Source organism: Arthrobacter sp. KUASC02 (assembly GCF_059739395.1).
Map to the genome: position 1 here is coordinate 4,052,656 of NZ_AP046053.1, position 18,755 is coordinate 4,071,410.

Annotated in this window: 13 protein-coding genes and 2 tRNA genes; 7 read left to right on the forward strand and 8 right to left on the reverse strand. The window is 66.4% G+C overall.

Annotation, left to right across the window (positions count from 1 at the left end):
- The first annotated feature begins 128 nt into the window (after positions 1-128).
- Both AC6JAC_RS18590 and AC6JAC_RS18595 read left to right on the forward strand, forming a co-directional pair.
- Positions 129-1,070, forward strand: coding sequence for a hypothetical protein (locus AC6JAC_RS18590; protein ID WP_497965993.1), 942 nt, complete (start codon positions 129-131; stop codon positions 1,068-1,070).
- Positions 1,071-1,109: 39 nt separating this feature from the next.
- Positions 1,110-1,346 (forward strand): hypothetical protein, encoded by a 237-nt coding sequence (locus AC6JAC_RS18595; RefSeq protein WP_043438487.1) that lies wholly within the window; start codon positions 1,110-1,112, stop codon positions 1,344-1,346.
- Positions 1,347-1,396: 50 nt separating this feature from the next.
- Here AC6JAC_RS18595 and AC6JAC_RS18600 read toward each other — a convergent pair whose 3' ends face one another.
- The 7 genes from AC6JAC_RS18600 to AC6JAC_RS18630 all read right to left on the reverse strand — a co-directional run bounded on the left by AC6JAC_RS18600 (position 1,397) and on the right by AC6JAC_RS18630 (position 7,864).
- The gene (locus AC6JAC_RS18600; protein WP_497965995.1) at positions 1,397-2,242 is read right to left on the reverse strand and encodes an aldo/keto reductase; all 846 of its coding nucleotides are present in this window, start codon (positions 2,240-2,242) and stop codon (positions 1,397-1,399) included.
- A gap of 76 nt (positions 2,243-2,318) precedes the next feature.
- Complete coding sequence (locus tag AC6JAC_RS18605; protein ID WP_028271046.1) at positions 2,319-2,774, reverse strand: hypothetical protein; 456 nt, start codon at positions 2,772-2,774, stop codon at positions 2,319-2,321.
- A gap of 7 nt (positions 2,775-2,781) precedes the next feature.
- A complete protein-coding gene (locus AC6JAC_RS18610) occupies positions 2,782-3,405 on the reverse strand; it encodes a bacterial proteasome activator family protein (RefSeq protein WP_028271047.1) in 624 nt (207 codons plus the stop codon).
- A 156-nt stretch (positions 3,406-3,561) separates the two neighbouring features.
- The gene (locus tag AC6JAC_RS18615; protein WP_028271048.1) at positions 3,562-3,753 is read right to left on the reverse strand and encodes a YbdD/YjiX family protein; all 192 of its coding nucleotides are present in this window, start codon (positions 3,751-3,753) and stop codon (positions 3,562-3,564) included.
- Between the two features lie 13 nt (positions 3,754-3,766).
- The gene (locus tag AC6JAC_RS18620) at positions 3,767-6,067 is read right to left on the reverse strand and encodes a carbon starvation CstA family protein (RefSeq protein WP_028271049.1); all 2,301 of its coding nucleotides are present in this window, start codon (positions 6,065-6,067) and stop codon (positions 3,767-3,769) included.
- A gap of 143 nt (positions 6,068-6,210) precedes the next feature.
- Complete coding sequence (locus AC6JAC_RS18625; protein WP_028271050.1) at positions 6,211-6,747, reverse strand: PadR family transcriptional regulator; 537 nt, start codon at positions 6,745-6,747, stop codon at positions 6,211-6,213.
- Between the two features lie 133 nt (positions 6,748-6,880).
- Entirely contained in the window at positions 6,881-7,864 is a 984-nt protein-coding gene (locus AC6JAC_RS18630) for an NAD(P)H-quinone oxidoreductase (protein ID WP_497965999.1), read from the reverse strand.
- Positions 7,865-7,987: 123 nt separating this feature from the next.
- Between AC6JAC_RS18630 and AC6JAC_RS18635 the strand changes: the two genes are divergently transcribed.
- The 3 genes from AC6JAC_RS18635 (at position 7,988) to AC6JAC_RS18645 (ending at position 14,043) form a co-directional block, all read left to right on the forward strand.
- A tRNA-Ser gene (locus AC6JAC_RS18635) sits at positions 7,988-8,075 on the forward strand.
- A 177-nt stretch (positions 8,076-8,252) separates the two neighbouring features.
- Complete coding sequence (locus AC6JAC_RS18640; RefSeq protein WP_497966001.1) at positions 8,253-9,074, forward strand: VOC family protein; 822 nt, start codon at positions 8,253-8,255, stop codon at positions 9,072-9,074.
- Between the two features lie 376 nt (positions 9,075-9,450).
- Positions 9,451-14,043 carry an ExeM/NucH family extracellular endonuclease gene (locus AC6JAC_RS18645; protein ID WP_497966002.1) on the forward strand — a complete coding sequence of 1,531 codons (4,593 nt, stop codon included), beginning with the start codon at positions 9,451-9,453 and terminating at the stop codon, positions 14,041-14,043.
- 97 nt (positions 14,044-14,140) lie between these two features.
- Here AC6JAC_RS18645 and AC6JAC_RS18650 read toward each other — a convergent pair whose 3' ends face one another.
- The gene (locus AC6JAC_RS18650; RefSeq protein WP_497966004.1) at positions 14,141-16,162 is read right to left on the reverse strand and encodes an FAD/NAD(P)-binding protein; all 2,022 of its coding nucleotides are present in this window, start codon (positions 16,160-16,162) and stop codon (positions 14,141-14,143) included.
- A 60-nt stretch (positions 16,163-16,222) separates the two neighbouring features.
- Here AC6JAC_RS18650 and AC6JAC_RS18655 point away from each other — a divergent pair, with 60 nt between their 5' ends.
- Positions 16,223-18,589, forward strand: coding sequence for a prolyl oligopeptidase family serine peptidase (locus AC6JAC_RS18655; protein ID WP_497966006.1), 2,367 nt, complete (start codon positions 16,223-16,225; stop codon positions 18,587-18,589).
- 59 nt (positions 18,590-18,648) lie between these two features.
- A tRNA-Ser gene (locus AC6JAC_RS18660) sits at positions 18,649-18,736 on the forward strand.
- The last annotated feature ends 19 nt before the right edge of the window (positions 18,737-18,755 follow it).

Consider the following 18,755-nt stretch of genomic DNA (forward strand, 5'->3'; position numbering starts at 1 on the left):
TCAGGTCACGGATGGATTGACGCGCCGGCGCACGTGCGCCTTAACCGGACCCCTATGATGCTCGCATGGGAGAGCAACAATTAGCCGATATTGCCTCCGCGCTTTATCGGTTGCCGCTCGAAGGATTCGTGGCCGCCAGAACCGCGGCGGCCAAAACTGCTGCCGCGGACAGCGGGCGGGATCTCGCCGATTCCGTCCGGTCGCTGCCCAAGCCCTCGGCCGCGGCCTGGGCGGTGAACATGCTGGCGGTCCACCGGCCGGACGCGCTCAGTGAGCTGGAGACGCTTGGCGCCGCCATGCGCAGCGCCCAGGAAGAGCTCGACGCCGGCGCCCTCCGCGCGCTCTCGCAGGAGCGCCGGCAACTGCTCACCCGCGTGATGGGAACAGCACGTGAGGTGGCGGAGCAGCAGGGACGAAAAATAAGTGCCGCCGTGGCAGCCGAAGTTGAAGCCACGTTGCGGGCCGCCACCGTGGACGAAGGTGCGGCGTCAGCCGTGCGGAGCGGCCGCCTGCTCCGGGTACTGTCGGCCGACGGCGTGGACCGCGTGGACCTGCGGGATGCCGTGGCGGTCCCCGGCGCGCCCGCGCAGCCGGCAGTGCCGACGTCGGGCAGTGGCCTGAGTGCGGGAGCGCAGGGGGCGCCCGGGACACCGAAACACGGCCTCCCGAAGGCCGCGCCGCCGGACAGCCCGCCTGTTGTAGGGACGGCCGAAAGACCGCGATTGAAGGCCGTCGGGACGAAACGGCCGGCTCCCGCGCCGTCGGCGGTCGAGCGCGCCGCGGCCCGCCTGTCCGAGGCGGAAGAAGCCGCCCGGTCGGCGGCGGAGGAAGCCCGGCAACGCACCGCGAACTTCGACGAAGCTGAAACGGCACTGACCCGGCTGGGCGACGAAGCCCGGAGCCTCCGCGCGCGCCTCAAGACGGTGGAAGAGGAGTTCGAGCTTGCACGGCGGCGGCGGGAGTCCGCGGCCGCCCAGATGCAACTGGCCGCCCGCGCCGCGGAAAAGGGACAGCGGGCCGAAGTGCTCGCGAGGGAGAGAGTGCTCCGGCTTCGCAACACGCCGGACTGAGTCGCCTTTACTGTCGGAGGCCGGCTGCACACTGGATTCATGGATACGAACCTCAGCACCAGCCAGGCGGCCACGCGGGGAAACCTCGGCGGCGACGCACCGGAGCCCCGGGAATTCCACGTCACCTATTTTGATACCGACTGCGGCCTGATCCGCACGGAAACGTTCGATTCCCTGCCCGCGGCGGAGCGATTCGCCAACCGGAGCATTTTCGATGAGCAGGGTTGGGCCGTTATCGACGCCGTGCCCGCAGAGCAGGGACGGCTGGCGGCCTGAGAAAACGCCAGAGGCCCCGCACTCTGTGAGTGCGGGGCCTCTGCAGCCGCTTAGGCGAAGTCGGAGACAGCGGGGTCCGGGCCGATGCGGCCGGAGCCTTCCGCCGTCCGGTCCAGCCCGTTGATGGCTGCGATGTCGGCCTCATCCAGCGTCACGTCCAGGGCCGCGTAGTTTTCGCGGATGCGGGACTCTGTGACGGACTTCGGAATCACCACGTTGCCGAGGGCCAGGTGCCAGGCAATGACCACCTGCGCCGGGGTGGCACTGTGCTTGGCCGCGATCTCCGCGACGGCCGGGTGCTCCAGGAGTTCGCCGCCCTGGCCCAGCGGCGACCATGCCTGCGTGAGGATGCCTTTGGAGGCGTTGAATTCGCGCAGTTCAGCCTGGTTGAAGAACGGGTGCAGTTCCACCTGGTTGATGGCCGGAACAACACCGGTCTCATCGATGATCCGCTGGAGTCCCTCGGTGGTGAAGTTGGAGACGCCAATGGACTTGACCCGGCCGTGCTTCTGCAGCTCGATCAGGGCCTTCCAGGTGTCCACGTACTTGTCCTGCTGCGGCTGCTGCCAGTGAATCAGGTACAGGTCCAGGGTTTCGAGGCCCAGGCGCTCCATGGACGCCTCAAAGGCCGCCAGGGTGGACTCGTACCCCTGGTCCGCGTTCCACAGCTTGGTGGTGATGAAGATGTCCTCAGGCTTCAATCCGGAGCGCTCGATGGCGCGGCCTACGCCTGCTTCGTTTCCGTAGATCTTGGCGGTATCGATGTGGCGGAACCCGGCCTCGAAGGCCTGGACCACTACCTTTTCCGCTACGTCGTCCTCAACCTGCCACACTCCGTAGCCGAGCTGGGGAATGGTGTTGCCGTCGTTGAAAGTCAGTTCAGGAGAAAAAGTCATTACTTCATACTGCCAACGCCGGCAGCGCCCGGCCAGCAAAAACAGCCGGCTAAGCTAGGCGCTTAACCGGGAATAGCTAGGAATCCTGCGGCTGTTCGGCAAGGCGGCGTTCGGCGTCGGCGATCTGTTCAAAGACTGACTCAGCCCTGCGGCGGACCGAGGCGGCGCCTACCGGCACCGGCCCGACGGCCAGGCGCAACATCGCGGCCGCCTCCGCGGTGGTCGCCAGGGAGTTGCCCGCTTTGGACAGCGATCGGTGGACGCCGGCCAATGCGCCCGGGATATCCAGGCCGTCACTGGGCGAACGCCGCTGGGCTTCGACGCACACCTGCCGGACCCTGACGGCGAGGCCGGCAAGGTCGTTGGCGATCTCCACCAGTTCGGCATACAGCACGTCGTCCTCCACCCCTTCGAGGACTTGGTGGAACCGGTCAAGCCCGCGAAGGAAACGGTCATGGGCGCGCCGCCACAGCCCTTTGCCGAGCTCGGCGTCGTCTTTTCGCCCCTGGCGGGCGGCTGCGAAGAATGCCACGCCGCCCCTAGAGATACTGGCCGGGACCGTGGTCCGGATCTTCCGCTTCGCCCGGCTTGTCTGAGCCGGGATGCGGCAGCCGGGCGCGCTGCGGCTCGCCGTCCTCGCCGATCACCACACCCGGAGCTATCACTGTCCCCGGCGGCAGCTGGCGCAGCTGCCGCTGTGCCGCCGCGTGTTCGCGGGCGGCATGCTGGGCTGCGATGGCCGTCTGGATGCCGTGGAACAGCCCTTCCAGCCAGCCGACCAGCTGTGCTTGGGCAATCCGGAGTTCCGCGTCGGACGGCGTAGCCTGTGCGGGAAAAGGCAGGCTGATCCGTTCCAGCTCCTCGACGAGTTCGGGAGCCAACCCGTCCTCAAGTTCCTTGATGGAGCGTTCGTGGATCGCAGCCAGGCGCCCGCGTGCGGCGTCATCGAGCGGTGCCGACTTCACTTCGTCCAGCAGCTGCTTGATCATGGTGCCGATCCGCATCACTTTGGCGGGCTCGTCCACCAGGTCCTGGAGGTTACTCCCCTTCGGCCGGGTTCCCGCGCCGTGGTTCGGGGCCGTACCGGAAGAGACCTCGTCGTCGAGGGTGGTGCCCTCTACAGGGGCATCATCAGCTGGCTGAGTGTCGTTCGGATCGCTCATGGCTTCATACTCTCACGGGCTGCGAGCCCGGGCGCGAGTCCGTGAACCCAGTTGACCCCGGCGGGTCCGGCGGTGCCCCGAAAACGCAGGAGGCGCCGTTGGACCCTAAGATCCGACGGCGCCCCCGGCGCAGGTGTTTTCAACGGCCGCGGCCTTTCAGCAGCAGCGGCCTTGGGGATTGTTGTCCTGGCGGTCCGTGTGGTCCCGCCAGAACTCCCGCTCGGTCATGGGCGCTTCCGCATGCCCTGAGGCCTCGTGGTGCTCCAGGTACTTCGCATAGGCGTCCGCTCCCATGACCCCGCCGAAATAGCGGGCGAAGCCACGGAACCCTTCGAGTATCGCGTTCATGACCAGCTCCGCATCAGTGGTGCGCGGACTTTTCGAGGCGCAGGTCGGCGGGGAGTTTGTTCCACTCGGCCACGAGTTCCCGCTCAGCAGGCGTGGGAATGAATCCCGCAGGCGCGTAGGCGCGGGACGGCACGGCCGGGTCCTCGTGATCCGCGTGGGCAACGCCCTGCTTCGCATCCCGGAACGCCTTCACCGTGGCCACCATCGCCGTGATGATCACAATGATGCTCAGCACCACGAAGATCACCGACAGCCACCCCTGGATCATGGTATTGCGGACCACGGCCTCCATGGCCGCAACGGTCTTGGCAGTGCCGAATTCCGTCTTGCCGTCTGCAAGGGCTTTGGAGAAGGCCGCGTTGTTGGCGAAGTAACCCACTGCCGGAACCGGCGAAAAGATCTTCTGGAAGCTGGCAGTGATGGTGACGACTGCCGCGAAAGCAAGCGGAACGGCCACAATCCAGAGGTACTTGAACGAGGCGCGCCTTGCTGCGATGGCCAGGCAGACCGACAGCGCGATGGCTGCCAGCAGCTGGTTGGCGATTCCGAACAGCGGGAACAGCGTGTTGATGCCGCCCAGCGGGTCCGTGACACCCATCAGCAGCACGGCTCCCCACGCGAGGACCATAACGGCCGTGCAGAGCCAGGCTCCGGGCCGCCAGGAGTGCTCCTTGAACTTGGGGATGAAGTTGCCGATGGAATCCTGCAGCATGAAGCGTGCCACGCGGGTGCCGGCGTCCACTGCCGTGAGGATGAACAGTGCCTCGAACATGATGGCGAAGTGGTACCAGAACGCCATCATGGCCGTGCCGCCGATGAACTGCTGCATGATGTGGGCAAGGCCGACGGCCAGTGTGGGAGCACCGCCGGTACGGGACACAATGCTTTCCTCGCCGACGTTCCTGGCTGTCTCGGCCAGGAGGTCCGGAGTGATGTTCACCCCGGCAAGTCCCAGGCTGTTGACCCAGGTGGCTGCCGTTTGCACAGTGCCGCCGGTCAGGGCGGCCGGGGAGTTCATGGCGAAGTACAGGCCGCGGTCGATGGAGATGGCTGCCACGAGGGCCATGATGGCCACGAAGGACTCCATCAGCATGCCGCCGTAGCCGATCAGGCGGGCCTGGCGTTCCTTTTCGATCAGCTTCGGGGTGGTTCCGGAGGAGATCAGGGCGTGGAAGCCGGATAGCGCTCCGCAGGCAATGGTGACGAACAGGAACGGGAAGAGCGCTCCGGGGAACACCGGCCCGTTTTCCCTGCTGGCAAATTCGCTGAAGGCCGGCACGGTGATTTCGGGGCGGACCACGATGATGGCCAGCGCCAGCATAACGATCACGCCGATCTTCATGAACGTGGAGAGGTAGTCCCGGGGGGCCAACAGGAGCCACACCGGAAGGATCGCAGCGATGAAGCCGTACACGATGAGGCCCCAGGCAATGGTGACCTTGTCCAGGTGGAAGAACGCCGCGCCCCACTCGGTCCCGGCCACGGCGCCGCCGCCGATGATCGCGGCCATCAGCAGCACGAAGCCGATCAGCGACACTTCCATGACCTTGCCGGGGCGGATGAAGCGGAGGTAAACGCCCATGAAGAGGGCAATGGGGATGGTCATGCCCACGGAGAACACGCCCCAGGGGCTTTCCCCCAGCGCGTTCACGACGACGAGCGCCAGGATCGCGACGATGATCACCATAATGAGCAGGGTGGCAATCAGGGCGGCGGTGCCGCCGATCACGCCGAGTTCCTCACGGGCCATCTGGCCCAGCGAGCGGCCGCCACGGCGCATGGAGAAGAACAGGACGAGGTAGTCCTGCACCGCTCCGGCCAGTACGACGCCGATGATGATCCAGATGGTGCCGGGGAGGTAACCCATCTGGGCCGCAATGACGGGCCCGACCAGGGGGCCTGCGCCGGCGATGGCGGCAAAGTGGTGGCCGAACAGGACGTTGCGGTCGGTGCGGACGTAGTCCTTGCCGTCCGCTTTGTACTCGGCGGGAGTGGCCCGGCGGTCGTTGGGCCTGGTGATGTACCGCTCGATCACCTTGGAGTAAAAGCGGTAGCCGATCAGGTACGTGCAGACCGAGGCGAACACAAACCAGATCGCGTTGACCGTTTCGCCTCGGATGATGGCCAGCATGAACCAGGAGACCCCGCCTAGCAGCGAAATCGCCGCCCAAATGGCGATCTTCGTCGGTGTCCATTTGCGCTCTTCGGCCTCCCGCACCGCGTCGTCCACCGACGTTGGCGGAAGCTTTGGATCAGGCTCTAGCGCGTCCTCCGATAATGCAGTCCGTGCTTTGCCATCCGGCATTTTGCCCATGTCTCCTCCTCGAGAACCCCAGCTGGAAAGTGATCTCCCCTTCGCACCATATCAACGCCCCGGACGCAGGGATACTGCTTTGGGGGCGCCGCTCTTGAGGCCCTCGCTGAACGGTCGGACGGGAGCGTTGAGCGGCAGGCAGCTTAGGGTGCCGGCGTGTTCAACTGCGCCATCCGCGCCTCGCAGAGGTCCAGCCACCGGACCTCCGCTTCGGTCTGGAAAATCAGTGAATCGAGGACGAGCAACCATGCGGTGTCGGCCCGGCGCAGGCTGGCGGACGCCTCGCGACGGGTTTTGGTGTAGTCCTGGAGCGCTTTCACTGACGCGGTGCGCTGGGCCTGGATGACGGCCGGGACGTCCACTCCGGGGATGGTCACGGCGAGGGCAAGTTTGATGGCGAGTTCGTTCCGGGGAGGATTGCTGCGGGCCACCGGGGCCTGGAACCAGTCCGCGACGTCGCTGCGGCCTGCGTCGGTGATGCTGTAGATGACGTGGCCTTCGCCGTCGCCGCCATCGTTCGTGACGAGTCCGTCCCGTTCCAGCCGGTCCAGGGTGGTGTAGACCTGCCCGATGTTCAGCGGCCAGGCGGAGCCGGTGCGGTCCTCGAACTCGACCCTCAACTGGTACCCGTAACGGGGCTTGTCCTGAAGCAGGGCGAGGAGACTATGGCGAATGGACATACTGCCCCCTGATGTCGCAAAGACGACGGCATACACGCGCCCCCAAGACGCGTGCATACCGCGTATGGAATTACAGTAACGTGATTTCGGCACGAAGGCAATACCGGGTATTCATTCCGACGCCGGTGTCCGGCTACATGACCAGCAGGACTTTCCCCACATGGTCGCCGGAGTCGAAGTATTCATGGGCCGCCCGCACCTGGTCCAGCGGGAACGTCTTGGCCACCAGGGGGCGGATGCGTCCATCCGCCAGGAGCGGCCACACCGCATCCCGGACGGCATTCATGATCACGCCCTTCTCCGCCACCGGCCGTGGCCGGAGCGCTGTGCCGATGATGGCGGCCCGCTTGCTGAGGAGCTTTCCCAGGTCAAGCTCCGCCTTGGTGCCGCCCTGGAGTCCGATCACGATCAGCCGGCCGTAGTCCGCGAGGGCGTCAACGTTCTGCCCGAGATATTTGGCGCCTACAACGTCCAGGATGACGTCTGCACCGTGTCCGCCGTTTTGCGCACGGAGGGATTCGGGAAAGTCCTCCTCCGTGTAATTGATGGCGATGTCCGCATGGAGGAAGGCTTTGGCGGTGCCCACCTTCTCGGCAGTTCCGGCCGTGGTGGCAACCGTTGCGCCAAAGGCCTTGGCCAGCTGGATGGCCATGGTGCCGATTCCGCCCGTGGCTCCGTGGACCAGCACGGTCTCACCCGGCTGAAGCTGCGCCGTCATGATCAGGTTCGAGTAAACGGTGGCCGCCACTTCGGGGAGGGACGCGGCAGTGACCAGATCCACGCCGTCGGGAATCCTCAGGACCTGTTCGGCAGGGACGGCCACCTGCTGGGCGTAACCGCCCCCCGAAAGCAGTGCCACCACCTTGTCCCCCACCGAAAACGGCTTGGACACGTCGGGGCCGAAGCCCGCTATCCGGCCGGAAACTTCCAGGCCAAGGATGTCCGAGGCCCCGGGCGGCGGCGGGTAGAAACCCCTGCGCTGCTGGACATCGGCCCGGTTGAGTCCCGCGGCGACGACGTCGATCAGCACCTCGCCGGGGCCGGGAACCGGAGCCGGGACCTCGCGCACTTCGAGCACCTCAGGCCCGCCGGCCTCGCTAACGTAGACGGCCTTCATGGAAAACTCCCGATTCCTAGCTGCTTCCTGCCACAAAAAATAGTGTGCAGCGGCCGCGCGTGCCCGCAAACACTCCGGACGGTTTTTGTCGCAGCCAACTGCCTATGAAACACTACTCGGTAAGGAAGGTTGTCCGAGCGGCCGAAGGAGCTGGTCTTGAAAACCAGTGTGCGGTAACCCCGTACCAAGAGTTCGAATCTCTTACCTTCCGCGAACAATGTCCGGGTCCTGAGCAATCAGGGCCCGGACATTTTCCGTTAATCCCGGTTAAGGGCCTGTTTGGGCCGGGACCATTGAAACTGTCGGTGCTCCGGAATAGTGTCTGGTTTGTCTTCACTGACCACCCCTCCGCCGCGGTCCGTTGCCGCGGCCACCGACAGGAGCCACAATGCCCAGCCCTGACATCACTCCCGGCGCACCCTGCTGGATCGACCTCATGACATCGGATGCCGCCAAAGCCAAGCAGTTCTACGGAGAACTGTTCGGGTGGGACTTCCAGACCGGCGACGAGGAAAAATACGGCGGTTACATCACAGCCTCGAAAAACGGGAAGTCCGTGGCAGGGCTCATGCAAAAGGATGAAACGATGGCGGGCTTCCCTGACGCCTGGTCCACCTACCTGCGTTCAGACGACGCCGCCGCCACCGCCGAAGCTGTCACGGCGCACGGCGGACAGGTCTTCATGGGGCCGATGGACGTCCCGGAGCAGGGCCACATGGCCATGTTCGGCGACGCCACCGGCGCGGCCATCGGCGTCTGGCAGCCCCGCGAAATGACCGGCTTCGAACTGGTGGCCGAGCCCGGCGCCGCGGCCTGGCACGAACTCCACACCAAGGACTACGCCACCGCCGTCAAGTTCTACCAGGACGTCTTCGGCTGGGACACGGACGTCATGAGCGACACGCCCGATTTCCGCTACACCACCCTGGGCAAGGGAGACTCAGCCAAGGCGGGCATCATGGATGCCTCCGCCTACCTCCCGGCGGAAGTCCCGTCCAACTGGCAGGTCTACTTCGCCGTGGAGGACGCCGACGCGTCCATTGAAAAGGCCGTCGGCCTTGGCGCGCGGGTGATCGACGGACCGGACGACACCCCGTTCGGCCGCCTGGCAACCCTGGCCGACCCCACCGGGGCAATGTTCAAGATCGTTGCCGACACCCGCCAGGGCACCGGCGATCCGGCCGACTCAGGAGACACCACCGGGGCCTAACGAGCCGCAGCATGCCATTTAAGTAAATTGATCTAAAAAATACCGGCCAGCCGCTTCCATCGGAGCTACTGGCCGGTATTCTTTTGCCATGTCCGGCACATGGGGTGAGCCGGCACATGCACACAATCAAAGCACTGCCGCAGAACACCGTTGCCGGGACAGGGCCCATGCTGCCCTGCGGCCGGCGGTGAACGTTTCGCTGGGGGACGTCTCGCAGAATGCACGCTGAATCAATCACACGTTCATTCGACCCTGTTTTGCTGTGCCGGAAACTGCTTGACCAGGAGTAAAGTCCGGGCCCTTTTTGTCCGCGCCAAAAAGCCGGACACATTCCACCGAGCCCTTACCCGGGGCACCCTAATGAGAGTTAGAGCGGATGAAACGCACACCATGGAAAATTACGCTGGGCACGGCGTTGTCAGCGGGGCTTATCGCCGCCCCGTTGGCAGCCGTCCCGGCGTTCGCAGTGGAGGTCTCACCAGCCGCTGCGGGCACGTCGCCAGTGGTCATCAATGAGGCGTACCTCAGCGGAGGCAGCTCCGGAGCGGCCTACAAGAACAAATTCGTAGAGCTGTACAACGCGTCAGATGCGCCGGTTTCGCTGGATGGCTGGTCCCTTCAGTACCGCTCGGGCACGGGAACGGCCGCACCCAACGGAGTGGCGGCCCTCAAGGGCAGTATCCCGGCGAAGGGTTATTATCTGGTCCAGGGCGGGGCGAACGGAGCGCCCACCCCCGCCGGCGCCGACCTGCCCACTCCGGACCTGGTGGCTAGCGGCTTGAACCCGTCCGGAACCACTGGCACCCTGGTCCTGGCCAGGCAGGCCACTGCGATCACTTCGCTGGCCACCGGTTCGGTAATCGAGCCCGCCAACGTGGCCGACCTGCTGGGGTACGGCACGTCCAACACGTTCGAAACTCAGGCTGCCACAGCGCCCGACGGCAACACCGACGTCAAGAGCCTGAACCGCACCAACGGAGCGGACTCCAACAGCAACGCGGCCGACTTCGCCCTTAGCGCCACCATCACCCCGACGGCGGCCGGCGGCAGTGTGGACCCCGGGCCTGTCGACCCCGATCCCGTGGATCCGCCGCCTTTGCCCGCCACGAAGACCATCGCCGAGATCCAGGGCTCCGGTGCGGCCAGCCCGTTCGTCGGCGCCAGTGTCACGACGCGGGGCAAGGTGACCGCGGCGTACCCAACCGGCGGCTTCTCCGGCTTCTACGTCCAGACCCCCGGGACCGGCGGCGATCTGACGCCAGCCAACCACACGGCGTCGGACGCTGTTTTTGTCTTCTCGCCCGCAACAGTCGGCTCGGTCGCCATCGGTGATTACGTCGAAATCACCGGCGCCGTCAGCGAGTTCTTTGGCATGACCCAGGTGAGTGTTGCTGATGCGGCCGGGCTGACGAAGCTCGCCGAGGCGGCGCCGGAGGTGAAGTCCACCGGCTTCTCCCTCCCGGCGGATGAAGCGTTCCGTGAATCCCTCGAAGGCATGCTGCTGACACCGCAGGGACCGGTGACGGTCACTGACAACTACTCCCTGAACCAGTACGGCGAAATCGGCCTGGCCGGCGGCACCACTCCACTTGAACAGCCCACCGCCGTGGCACCTTACGGTTCGGCCGAGTACACGGCAACCGTTGCCGCCAACGCCGCCCGCGGCATCAAGCTCGACGACGGCGCCACCACCAACTTCCTCAAGGACGCCGCCACCAAGGCGCAGGTGCTGCCGTACCTGACCACGTCGGATCCGGTCCGCGTCGGATCAGCCGTGACGTTCCAGACCGATGTGGTGCTCAGCTACGCCAACAACTCCTGGAAGTTCCAGCCGCTGACCCACCTGACGCCGGAAAACGCCGGCATCATCCAGCCGGCCACCTTCGGCGCCACCCGCGCCGAGGCCCCCGGCGCCGTCGGAGGCAACCTCAAGATTGCCTCCTTCAACGTGCTGAACTACTTCCCCACCACCGGCGACATGCTGGCCGGCTGCACCTTCTACACCGACCGCGACGGCAACCCCATTACGGTCCGCGGCGGGTGCGACGCCCGCGGTGCCGCCAACGCCGAGAACCTCAAGCGCCAGCAGGACAAGATCGTGGCCGCCATCGGCAAGTCCGGCGCCGACGTCGTGTCCCTGATGGAAGTAGAGAACTCGGCACAGTTCGGCAAAGACCGCGACGACGCCCTGGCAAAGCTGGTGGAGGCTCTGAACATTGCCACGCCGGGGATCTGGGACTACGTCCGCACCCCCTCCAACGCTCCGCCGCTGGCTGACGAGGACATGATCCGGACCGCGTTCATCTACAAGAAGGCTGCTGCGGAACCGGTGGGCGAATCCATCATCCACAACGACACCGTGGCCTTCGCCAGCGCCCGCAAGCCGCTCGCTCAGGTGTTCAAGCCGGTTGGTGCCTCCGATGACAAGAAGTTCATTGCCATCGCCAACCACTTCAAGTCCAAGGGCTCTGCCGCTACTCCTGAGGACACCGACCAGGGCCAGGGCGCCTCGAACCTTGCCCGCACCGAGCAGGCCAAGTCACTTCTCAGCTTCTCGAACGACCTTCAGTCCTCGAAGGGCACGGACAAGGTTTTCCTGCTGGGCGACTTCAATTCCTACGCCAAGGAAGACCCCATCAACGTCCTCACGGCTGCCGGTTACGTCAACCAGGACGAGAAGGCCAAGAACGCTGACGGCTCCGCCAAGCACTCCTACCTGTTCGGCGGCCTGGTGGGTTCCCTGGACCACGTCCTTGCCTCGCCGGCCGCCAATTCGGTGGTCACCGGCGCCGACATCTGGAACATCAACTCCGTGGAGTCCGTGGCGCTGGAGTACAGCCGGTATAACAACAATGTGACCAACTACTATGCGCCGGACCAGTTCAGGGCAAGCGACCACGATCCCGTGGTGGTGGGCCTTGATCTGCCGGCCGCACCGGTCCTGCCGCCGAGCGTTGACCTGAACTTCCTGGGAATCAACGATTTCCACGGCCGCATCGATTCCAACACGATCCTGTTTGCCGCCACCATCGAAAAGCTCCGCGAATCCGCGGCACCGGGCGCCACGGCTTTCCTGTCCGCCGGAGACAACATCGGAGCCTCGCTGTTCGCTTCCGCCGTCGCCAAGGACCAGCCCACCATCGATGTGCTGAACGCCCTGGAGCTGCAGACGTCCGCCGTGGGCAACCACGAGTTCGACGGCGGCTGGACGGACCTGCGGGACCGGGTCGTCGCCGGCGGAACGAACGCCAAGTTCCCGTATCTCGGCGCCAACGTTTACAAGAAGGGCACCACGGAACCGGCCCTGCCCGAATACACGGTGCTGGAGATGAACGGCGTGAAGGTGGCCGTGATCGGCACCGTCACCCAGGAAGTGCCATCGCTGGTCACGCCTGCCGGAATCACCGAACTTGAGTTCGGTGACTCCGTGGAAGCGATCAACCGCGTTGCGGCGAAGATCACCGCGGACAAGCTCGCCGACGTCATCATCGTGGAAAACCACGACGGCGCCGGGTCCGGCGCTCCCGAAGGCTCCACGTTGGAACAGGAAGTCGCAGCCGGCGGCCCCTTCGCCAAACTCGTCAACGAAACCTCTCCCGAGGTGGACGCCATCTTCACCGGCCACACCCACAAGCAGTACGCCTGGGATGCTCCGGTGCTGGATGGCAACGGCCAGCCGACGGGCAGGACGCGCCCCATTGTCCAGACCGGCAGTTACGGCGAGTTCATCGGCCAGATCCAGCTGACGATCGACACCAAGACCATGCAGGTGACCGGCTACAAAGCGGGCAACGTCAAGCGCACCGTCCCCACCACCACGGAGACGGCCGCGGACCTTGTGACCAAGTACCCGCGGGTGGCAGCCGTGAAGGCAATCGTTGACAAGGCTGTCGCCGACGCTGCCGTCATCGGCAACCAGCCGGTCGGCAAGGTCACCGCTGATATCACCACGGCTTTCACGCCCGCCACGGCAACAAGCCCGGCGTCCCGTGACGACCGTGCGAGCGAATCCACCCTGGGCAACCTGGTGGCGGACTCACTGGTGGACGCACTCAAGGCTCCGGACCTCGGCGCCGCCGAAATCGGCGTCGTGAATCCCGGCGGCCTGCGCAACGAGCTGTACTTCGCGCCGGACGGAACCATCACCTATGCGGAGGCGAACGCCGTGCTTCCGTTCGTGAACAACCTCTGGACCACGTCCCTGACCGGGGCACAGTTCAAGACGCTCCTGGAACAGCAGTGGCAGACCAACCCGGACGGCACGGTCCCAAGCCGCGCCTACCAGCAGCTGGGATTGTCCAAGAACGTCAACTACACCTACGATGCCGCACGTGCCGCGGGTGACCGCATCACGTCCATCCGGGTCAATGGTTCGCTCATCGATCCGGCCAGGTCCTACCGCGTCGGCACCTTCAGCTTCCTCGCAACCGGCGGCGACAACTTCCGGATTTTCAAGGAAGGAACCGGCACCAAGGATTCAGGGCTCGTGGACCGCGACGCCTGGATCAAGTACCTGCAGGAGCACAACCCGGCAGCGCCGGACTTTGCCCGCCGCACTGTTGCCGTGGTGAACACGACGGCGGCCGAGGTCAAGGCCGGCGACTCCATCACGCTGGCCGTCTCCAAGCTGGATCTCACGTCGCTGGGCAGCCCGGTCAACACGTCGCTGGCGGCCTCCTTCACGGACGCTGCGGGCACCGTAACCCAGCTCGGCACCATCCCGGTGTCCGCCGGGGCTGCCGCAGTGGACGTGAAGGTTCCGGCCGGCGTGGCCTCAGGCGCCGGAACCCTGGTGCTCACCGCTGCTGAATCGGGCACCGTGGTCAAAACGGCTGTCCTGGTTGCTTCCAGCGGACCGGTGCCGCCGGTCTGCACCGCGCCCGTCCCGCCCACCAAGTGGTACGACTTTGCAGGCTGGATCAAGTACGGCCTGGCCTGGATCCAGTACCAGAAGTGCCTGAAAGGCTAGTTTCCCGGCCTGACGGTAACTGAACTTGCCCCGCCCCGGGGCTGGAAATCCCTTCGGATTCCGGCCCCGGACGCGGGGCATTTTCGTGTCCGGGAGGTCAGCGGTCGAGGATGTGGCGGGCTATCTCGTCGGCGTCGCGGAGGGTGCGCTGGCCGCTGCGGTACACCGGCCCCTCCTGCGGCCTCGCCTCCGCGGCGATGGCCGTGCCCCACTGCGCCGCGGACAGCTGCAGTCCCAGTACGTACAGTCCTTCCGAGACGGATCCGTTGGCGCCCACCGGCCGGTACGGGTGCGGGCTGACGTCAAGTCCGGAGGTCTCCACCGGCGCGCCCTCCACAGTCATCATCAGCCGGGGCCGGGCCAGGCCGTCGGCGAGCAGCTGCTCCAGCACCGGCGACACATTGACGGAAACCCGGTTGGCCGGAGCGAGCGCCTCGATCATGGTGCGGGCGTGGATGGCCCCGCCGTTGACCCACGGCGACACGGCCTTGAAGGAACCGGCCGCGCGGTCGAGCGAAAACTTCGGATCCGGGCCCACGAAGCTGACCACGCCCGCCCTGGCGAGCGCTGCGAGCTGCTCGGCCCGGATGGCCGGCGGGCCGCTGGCCAGCCCTTCGACGAACGACTCGAACCAGCCCCGCAGGCCGGCGACCCAGGACTCATCGGTGATGCCGCCGTCGGCCACCACCGATTTCAGCACCGCCCGCCCGTGGTGCAGCGCCCCGATGGTCATTTTCACGGGGTCGTCCTCCCCCAGTGCCGAACGCCGGGCGTCATCGAGCAGGTAGTCGACGACGGCGGCATCCACCTCAGCCTGCGACGCGAAGTTCCGGCCGGCCAGGGGAGCTGCCAGGCCCGGGAGGTTCAGCCGCTGGTCCGGCGCCACATGCCTGGCCACCAGGTCATCCGCTTCGGCTTCCCAGCGGGAGACGCTGTGGGCGTGCGGCCGCATCGCCTCCTGGAGCAGGGCCAGGAACGCCTCGGGCTCGTTGACGGCGTCCGGACGGGTCCGAACCAAGGTGGAATAGTAGGCCCAGAGCGCGTCGCGCTGCAGGAGGGGCCAGAGGTCGTGGTCGAAGGCGGGGGTGATTCCCGCGGCCGCGAACCTTCCGACGGCGGCCTCGGTGCAGTACCGCAGCGTCACGCCGGACGGGTAGTATCCTGCAAGGTCCGCTTTGGCCCGGTAAGGGGTCCCGCGCCGGGACGCCGCGATGATTAGGGGCTCGTTGCCGGACGGGACGTATTCGAGACCGGCCCTCCCCTGCCCGGGGACGCCGTCCGCCGTGCCGTCGCCTTCTGCCGCAACGAACCTCCCGCCCCGGCCCTCGGTCAGCTGGCCCATCACGTCAAAGAAGTTCAGGCCCATGCCCCGGACCAGGACGGGCTCGCCGGCTGGCACCACAGACCAGTCGACGTCGGCGGGGACCGCAGGGGGCAGGTACAGGAGGCCCAGCCGGGCGGCCCCTGCCTGGAGCTCGCGCTGTTCGGCGTTGAGCCTGGACTCAAGATGGCCCAGGGCCAGCACCACGGACCCGACGGTGAGCGGCCCGCCGTCCTCGAGTTCGACGTCGAACGTTCCGTTTCCTGCCGGCCGCACAGCGGTGGCGGTGGTGCGGTGGAACTGGACGGTGACGCCTTCCGGAAGGTGCGCGAGCAGCTCGTCCAGGGTGAAGCGGAGGTAGCAGCCGTACAGGGCGCGGCTCGGAAAATCGCGGGATCCGAGGCTGGCAAGTTCGTGGCGTTCATCCTCGGTCAGCGAAGGGTGCGGGCTGTCCTGCTGCGCCGCACGCCATGTTTCGAAGGTGTTGCCGGCCACGGGTGCCGCCAGCTCAGGGTCCTCGGGAATGACGGTGGGATAGAACGATTGCGTGTTCATCAGGTACAGCCGGGACTGGCCGGGCTGCCACACGTGGCCCGGCCCGGCCGGGTACGGGTCCACCACGTCGATATGGAGGCTGGATGCGGAGTGGCTCGCGGTGCCATGCGGTCCGGAAGTCCCCGAAGATGCCGAATCGGAGGGGTTCCTGAGCCGCCAGTTGGCGAGGAGCCGCTCCAGGACACTGGTGCCGCGGGGTCCGGCCCCTATTAGTGCTGTCCGGATGCTTTGCGATGTGCCCACACCCTCCAGAGTATCTGCATGTGACTTGCTAGCCGCGCGCGGATGCTGTTTCGTAGGGCCATGACCACCACAGCAGCTGATCACCAGCCCGTGTCCGGTGCCTCTTCCCCCGGCGGGAAAGCGCCCGAACCGACCGACGAAAACATCTGGCTTGAGGAGATCTACGGCGAGGAGCCGCTGGCCTGGGTCCGCGAACAGAACGCCCGCACCGAGGACCTGCTCGAAGACGCCGACTATGCCGCGCTCGAAAGCCGCATCCTGGAGGTGCTGGACTCCACGGACAAGATCGCCATGGTGGGCAAGCACGGCGACTGGTATTACAACTTCTGGCGGGACGGCCAGAACCCGAAGGGGCTGTGGCGCCGGACGTCCTGGGAGAGCTACCGGAGCGGGGAGCCCGAATGGGATGTGCTGCTGGACGTCGACGCGCTGGCCGCCGCCGAAGGCGAAGAGTGGGTTTTCCACGGCGCCAATTTCCTCCGCCCTGCGCCCGGCGAACCGCACCGGCTGGCGCTGGTGGCCCTCTCCCCCGACGGCGGCGACGCCAACCGCTACCGCGAGTTCGACGTCGAGACCCGGACATTCGTGGACCCGGCGTCGGGCGGCTTCGACCTGCCCACGGCCAAGGGCAACGCTTCCTGGCTGGACCGGGACACGCTGCTGGTGTCCACCACCGCCGAAGGCCTGCCCAGCACCACCTCGTCCTACGCGCGCACCGCCGTCCGGCTTGCCCGCGGCGGATCGCTCGCGGCAGCCGAACGGCTGTTTGAAATCCCCGAAGACCACATGATGGCGCTGGTGGCGCATGACTCCACGCCCGGGTTCGAGCGGACCTTCGCCATGGACTGGATCAGCTTCTTCAACAAGAGCACGTCGGTCCTGCGGGACGGATCCTGGGTGGTCATCGACGCCCCGACCGACGTGAACCTGAGCGTGCACCGGGAGTGGCTGCTGTTCCGCCCGCAGGGCGACTGGGACGTCGACGGAACCACGTACGCCGCCGGTTCGCTGCTCGCCGCCAGGTTCGAGGATTACCTTGCCGGCAGCCGCGAACTGGCGGTCCTGTTCACCCCGGACGCGCACACATCGCTGCAGTCGTGGAGCTGGACCCGCAACTTCCTGCTGCTCAACCTCCTGCGGGATGTGTCCTCGGAGATCCGCGTCCTGGATCCGGAACGGCCCGGAACAGAGGCCGCATGGGCTTCGACGCTGCTGGACGCCTGCCCGCCGCTGCACGACGTCAACGCCTTCGCCGTTGACGACGAGGACGAGGCAACGGGCATGGACGACGACGGCACGGACGACGACGGTACCGGCGGCAATGTGCCGGTGCCGGAAGGGGAAGCCCCCGGCGCGGGGAACGACTTCTGGCTCGTGGCCACCGGCTTCACCACGCCCAGCACGCTCACCCGGGGAACGCTGCGCCGCGGCAGCGTCGGGCAGGTGGTCAGCGAGCACGAGGTGATCCGCACCTCGCCGTCCTACTTTGACGACTCGGCCTACGAGGTCCAGCAGCACTTCGCCGTGTCCGACGACGGCACCCGGGTGCCGTACTTCCAGGTGGCGTCCAAGGACCTGGTGCTTGACGGCCAGAACCCCACGCAACTGTCCGGCTACGGCGGGTTCGAGGTTTCCCGGACGCCTGCCTACAGCGGCGCGATCGGCCGGGCCTGGCTGGAACGCCGGACCGACGCCGGGGGCCCGGCCACAGGCCGGACCGACACCGGCGGCGAACGCGGCGGCGCCGGTGAGGGCGCGGCCGGTGAAGGCGCGGCCGGTGAAGGCGAAGGCAGCGCCACGCACACCCGCGGCGGCGTCTACGTGGTGGCGAACATCCGCGGCGGCGGCGAATACGGACCCTCGTGGCACCGCGCCGCGCTGCAGGAAAAGCGCCACCGCGCGTTCGAGGACTTCGCTGCAGTGGCCAGGGACCTGATCTCCAGGGGAGTCACCTCCAAGGAGCGGCTGGGCTGTGTAGGCGGCTCCAACGGCGGGCTGCTGGTGGGCAACATGCTGACCCGGTACCCGGAACTGTTCGGCGCTGTATCCTGCGGTGTGCCGCTGCTGGACATGCGCCGTTACACCAAGCTGTCCGCCGGGTACTCGTGGATCGCCGAATACGGGGACCCTGACGTGCCCGAGGACTGGGAGTTCATCCGGACGTTCTCGCCGTACCACCTCCTTCGCGACGGCGTGGATTACCCGGAGACGTTCATCTGGACCGCAACTTCAGATGACCGGGTGGGTCCCGTGCAGGCCCGCAAGATGGCGGCCCGGATGCAGGCCATGGGCATCCCCAACGTCTGGTTCCACGAGGCGCTGGAGGGCGGGCACGCCGGTGCCTCCGACAACCGGCAGGCGGCCGCGTTGCAGAGCCGCAGCCAGCATTTCCTCTGGCGTTCGCTGGCGGGCCGTTCCGACTACTAGCACCGTTTTGCACTGACTGCCCCGTTCTGCGTATCCTTGGTGGGCTAGGAATAGCAATTGGAGACGTGCCAGAGCGGCCGAATGGGCTTCACTGCTAATGAAGTGTGGGGCACAACTCCACCGGGGGTTCAAATCCCCCCGTCTCCGCGTTTGGCCCCGGTCCCTG

Coding starts and splice junctions, on each gene's coding strand:
- AC6JAC_RS18600 (WP_497965995.1), bottom strand. CDS start 2,242: ATGACTTTTTCTCCTGAACTGACTTTCAACGACGGCAACACCATTCCC.
- AC6JAC_RS18645 (WP_497966002.1), top strand. CDS start 9,451: ATGAAACGCACACCATGGAAAATTACGCTGGGCACGGCGTTGTCAGCG.
- AC6JAC_RS18655 (WP_497966006.1), top strand. CDS start 16,223: ATGACCACCACAGCAGCTGATCACCAGCCCGTGTCCGGTGCCTCTTCC.
- AC6JAC_RS18625 (WP_028271050.1), bottom strand. CDS start 6,747: ATGTCCATTCGCCATAGTCTCCTCGCCCTGCTTCAGGACAAGCCCCGT.
- AC6JAC_RS18630 (WP_497965999.1), bottom strand. CDS start 7,864: ATGAAGGCCGTCTACGTTAGCGAGGCCGGCGGGCCTGAGGTGCTCGAA.
- AC6JAC_RS18620 (WP_028271049.1), bottom strand. CDS start 6,067: ATGGGCAAAATGCCGGATGGCAAAGCACGGACTGCATTATCGGAGGAC.
- AC6JAC_RS18610 (WP_028271047.1), bottom strand. CDS start 3,405: ATGAGCGATCCGAACGACACTCAGCCAGCTGATGATGCCCCTGTAGAG.
- AC6JAC_RS18615 (WP_028271048.1), bottom strand. CDS start 3,753: ATGAACGCGATACTCGAAGGGTTCCGTGGCTTCGCCCGCTATTTCGGC.
- AC6JAC_RS18595 (WP_043438487.1), top strand. CDS start 1,110: ATGGATACGAACCTCAGCACCAGCCAGGCGGCCACGCGGGGAAACCTC.
- AC6JAC_RS18640 (WP_497966001.1), top strand. CDS start 8,253: ATGCCCAGCCCTGACATCACTCCCGGCGCACCCTGCTGGATCGACCTC.